Origin of the sequence: Cnuella takakiae (assembly GCF_001953305.1) — a bacterium.
Classification (GTDB): domain Bacteria; phylum Bacteroidota; class Bacteroidia; order Chitinophagales; family Chitinophagaceae; genus Flavisolibacter; species Flavisolibacter takakiae.
Window position 1 is genome coordinate 4,681,493 of the sequence record NZ_MTFE01000010.1, and the last position, 3,686, is coordinate 4,685,178.

Genomic DNA, 3,686 nt, shown 5'->3' on the forward strand with positions numbered 1-3,686 from the left:
GCCGGGATTCCAACAGGTGTAATGCTGGGCCCCATGATACCGGGCATCAACAAGCACGAGCTGCCGGCACTGCTGGAAGCTGCCGCTAATGCAGGCGCCACCTTTGCCGGCTACACTTTCGTTCGGCTCAACGGGTCGGTTAAACTGCTGTTTCACCAATGGCTGCACCAGCATTTCCCCGACCGTGCCGATAAGGTTTGGCACCTGATTGAATCGGGGCATGGTGGGAAAGTAAACGACTCCGACTTTGGCCGCCGTATGCGGGGCGAAGGATTGATTGCCGATATGATCGCCATACAGTTTCGCAATCATTGCCGCAAATTAGGACTCAATAAAGAGAAACTGCGGCTGGACAGCAGCCAGTTTTTCAGGCCGGGGCAGCAGGGCAGCTTATTTTAACCTGTGATTTTCAGAATTTCACAAGGATCAAAAAAATGAGCGGTTGGTATCGTGCACATCCCATCATCCACCATTTTGGGGCTTTATAAAAGCGTTGCAACTAAACTACTGAGCACATAATAGCAACATTACATTGCGAAAATGAAAAAGGCGCTTCCTGTAAAAGCGCCTTTTCACCAACCACTAATTGACCTGTTACTCTTCAGATTTCTTCTTTTCCTCTTTTGTTTTCTTGATCCGAGGTTCCTCCCTGATGGCATCCCAGCCTCCGAGGATATTGCGGAGATTATGTATCCCCTGGCGCTTAAGCAGGGAGGCAGCAATCACGCTGCGGTAACCGGCGCCACAGTGGATGTATACATTTTGCTCTTCTTCAATATTGGCAATATTCACCAGATCGGTAAACTCGGCAAGGGGTACGTTCTCGGCATCAACCACATGGCCTTCGGCAAACTCGTTGGGCTGGCGTACATCCATTACCAGGATGTTTTCATCAAAAGGCAGGTCCATGGCCATCTCATCGGCTTCAATGTCAATAATCAGATCCACTTCTTCCCCGCTGTTGCGCCAGGCATCAAAGCCACCTTCCAGGTAGCCTGCTATGGTAAAACCTTTATCCTGAAGTTTCTGCGCACTTTCCACTTCCTGTCCGGGCTGGGTTACCAGCACCAGGGGCTTTTTAGCGGGCAGCAGCATTTCGGCCCACTCGGCGTATTTGCCATCCAACCCGATATTGATAGAACCCGGTACGAAACCGAGGGTAAACAGGGTTGAAGGACGGCTGTCCAGCACCACCACTTCCTGTTCCATTGCTTCCTTAACCGCAGCTACCGATAAGGGCTTGAGGGTTCCTTCCATAAAAAAATGTCTTTGGCCGCAAAAGTAAACCTTTGCATCCAAAGACATTGACAGGGGATAGGGTACGGGGATATGCTTATTTCAGCAGCTCGTACACAAAGTGGTGTACCTGATCGAGACGCTCGTAACTAACCGAATAATGAATAAACTTGCCATCGCGAACGGTGTTTACAAAACCCGCTTTACGCAGGATGGCGAGGTGCTGGGAGGCAACGGATTGCTCCAGGCGCAGTTTTACATAGATTTCGGTAACGGTCATCTTCTCGTTCTGGTGCAACAGCTTCATAATCTGTTGACGCAACTTGTGGTTGATGGCCCTCAGGATAAGGGCAGCCTTCTTGAGCTGGATGACATCAATCTTTAGTTCGTTGTTTTCAGATACGGAGTTTTCAATTACTACATTGTCCATAGAATGTTTCTTAACACAGAATACAAATGTATATCGGAAATTAGTAATCTTCCTTTCGTTTTTAAGTAGTTAAGTATTCTTTCTAATTTTTTGTAATAGTTAAGACCGAGCCTGTGTAGTATAAAAAGCTTTTATATAAAACGGCTCAGTATAAGCGATATCTGCAAAATGGCCTTTTTTATACTGTTCCAAAGCAAGTTCTGCCAGTTGTACAGCATGCGGATAAATGGTTGCAAACAAGGCCTGCCCTTCTTTCAGTAAGGGTTTAAACTTATCACTTCCGTTACCAAAAATACAAACCCGGTGGGCAGCCAGCAGGTCGGAAAAACTATGCGCATCCAATATCAGGTTGTGTGGCGGAACAATAGGTTGAAGCACACGGTTATATATAGCCGTAAAAACTTCCATACGCCGGGCATCAATCATCGGGCAGTACAGTTCTGCTTCCGGCACTACTTTCTTTGCGGCGGCGGCCATCATCTCCAGGGTGCTTATTGCTATCAAAGGTTTCTGCAAAGCATAACACAGGCCTTTGGCCGAAGCCATGCCTACCCGAAGCCCGGTGTAAGAGCCAGGACCTACACTTACGGCAATTGCATCCAGCGCGGAAAGCGGGTATCCACCGGCCTGCATCAATTCTTTTATGGCGGGTTGCAGCCAGCCCGCACTCTCTTTTGCAGCTTCGTTGGTAGCCGAAGCCAGTATTTCACTGCCCTGCGAAAGGGCAATGGAGGCGCCCGCCACCGCAGTATCGATATTTAGGATCAAACTCACGGCGGCAAATTAGTGCAGACGGGGGGAAGTAAAAATTATTGAAAAACCGAAGAAGCCAGGCAGGCAACGATCAGCCCTGTACTGCCCATCAGCGCCGTTGCCCAGAAAGGGTGTCGCAGGCCACCTTCACAAAAGGATTTTCTTCCATATACTGCAGATTGGCCGTGTTGCTGAACACAATTTTATTGCCTTCGTTCTTCAGATCGCCAAAAGCCTCCACCAGTGTTGTATCTTTTATTTTCAACACCAGTTCCCGCACCGAAGTAAGCCCTTCGGACTGAAAAGTATAATCAGCAAGAATCAGGCTGTCGCGCAGTACGCCCTTTATGGTGCCGGTATTGCCATCGCGCTGGTACCTGCGGTACACCAGCCTACCGGTCACCACCGAGTCCTGTACTTCAAGCTGCAAGGTTGCGGAATCACGTTTATGGGTCATTTCGTAACAACCGGTAAGCACAAAAGGCTCCGACTGCGCAAAACCTACAACGGGATCGGCGGCAGCATGCACACCGGTTTCATCTGTTTCAGTAGTAGTTTCGTTTCCGCTGCATCCGGCTGCACCAACTACTACCAGGCATAGCGAAAAAAGCCATTTGCAATAGCTCTTAAAAGATTGATCAGGGAGGTACCGTGTTTTGTTCATCTTGCAGGAGGTTGGCTTTCATCGTGCGTACCCTTGATCAGGCCGATGCCGGTGAAGAAAAAAACACCACCCAAAATTCCATATACCGCCAGCGATTTGATTTGCTTGCCCGAGCCCTCGCCATTCAGAAAGAGCATGGCCGCATATATCAATCCCGCAATTCCCAGTACCGTTAAGATCACACCGAATACGCGCTTCAGGTTCATGCTGATAGTTTTTGCCTGTTTCGTTGCAAAAAGATTGCCATGCAGGCTTGCAGCAAAAGGGGTGAAAGCTGGCCGAAGATTTGAAGTTGTAGCAGATAAAAACCTTATATGAAAAGAATTGTGGCCCTCCTTGGCATATCTGCAACTTTATGGGCTTGCGGCGATAATAATGTGGGCAACCGCACTTACCAGAAGAATACGCAGGTAGATTCGGCTAATGTACCCATTGGTAATCCACACGATGATACAACGGCTACCATAAATAACAACGCATACAACCCGGATTCCATGCCTCCCAATACGACCATTGAAGATAAAGGCGGTCCTGCAAACCGGCCCGACAGCAACCAGGCCCGTATCAGTGCCGGAGCCAGCATTCCGCAAAACAACCAGCCAC

The 3,686-nt window shown here is 48.8% G+C and carries 6 protein-coding genes and 1 pseudogene; 2 read left to right on the top strand and 5 right to left on the bottom strand.

Annotated features, from left to right (window positions below; translation table 11 throughout):
* A pseudogene (locus BUE76_RS25215) lies at positions 1–399 on the top strand (PA0069 family radical SAM protein); the annotation flags it as partial.
* Positions 400–594: 195 nt separating this feature from the next.
* Here the strand turns inward: BUE76_RS25215 and BUE76_RS20060 are convergent.
* From BUE76_RS20060 to BUE76_RS20080, 5 genes are all read right to left on the bottom strand, one after another.
* Positions 595–1,257, bottom strand: a complete 663-nt coding sequence (locus BUE76_RS20060) for a rhodanese-like domain-containing protein (RefSeq protein WP_073044804.1) — start codon at positions 1,255–1,257, stop codon at positions 595–597.
* A gap of 76 nt (positions 1,258–1,333) precedes the next feature.
* A complete protein-coding gene (locus tag BUE76_RS20065) occupies positions 1,334–1,666 on the bottom strand; it encodes an ArsR/SmtB family transcription factor (protein WP_073044511.1) in 333 nt (110 codons plus the stop codon).
* 99 nt (positions 1,667–1,765) lie between these two features.
* Positions 1,766–2,440 carry a tRNA (adenosine(37)-N6)-threonylcarbamoyltransferase complex dimerization subunit type 1 TsaB gene (gene tsaB / locus BUE76_RS20070; RefSeq protein ID WP_073044509.1) on the bottom strand — a complete coding sequence of 225 codons (675 nt, stop codon included), beginning with the start codon at positions 2,438–2,440 and terminating at the stop codon, positions 1,766–1,768.
* An 88-nt stretch (positions 2,441–2,528) separates the two neighbouring features.
* Complete coding sequence (locus BUE76_RS20075; protein ID WP_073044508.1) at positions 2,529–3,083, bottom strand: hypothetical protein; 555 nt, start codon at positions 3,081–3,083, stop codon at positions 2,529–2,531.
* On the bottom strand, positions 3,080–3,289 hold the full coding sequence (locus tag BUE76_RS20080; protein ID WP_073044506.1) for a hypothetical protein: 210 nt from the start codon (positions 3,287–3,289) through the stop codon (positions 3,080–3,082). Before BUE76_RS20080 ends, BUE76_RS20075 begins: the two co-directional genes overlap by 4 nt.
* 108 nt (positions 3,290–3,397) lie before the next feature.
* Between BUE76_RS20080 and BUE76_RS24580 the strand changes: the two genes are divergently transcribed.
* On the top strand, positions 3,398–3,686 hold a 289-nt coding region (locus BUE76_RS24580; RefSeq protein ID WP_158070007.1), incomplete at its 3' end, for a hypothetical protein.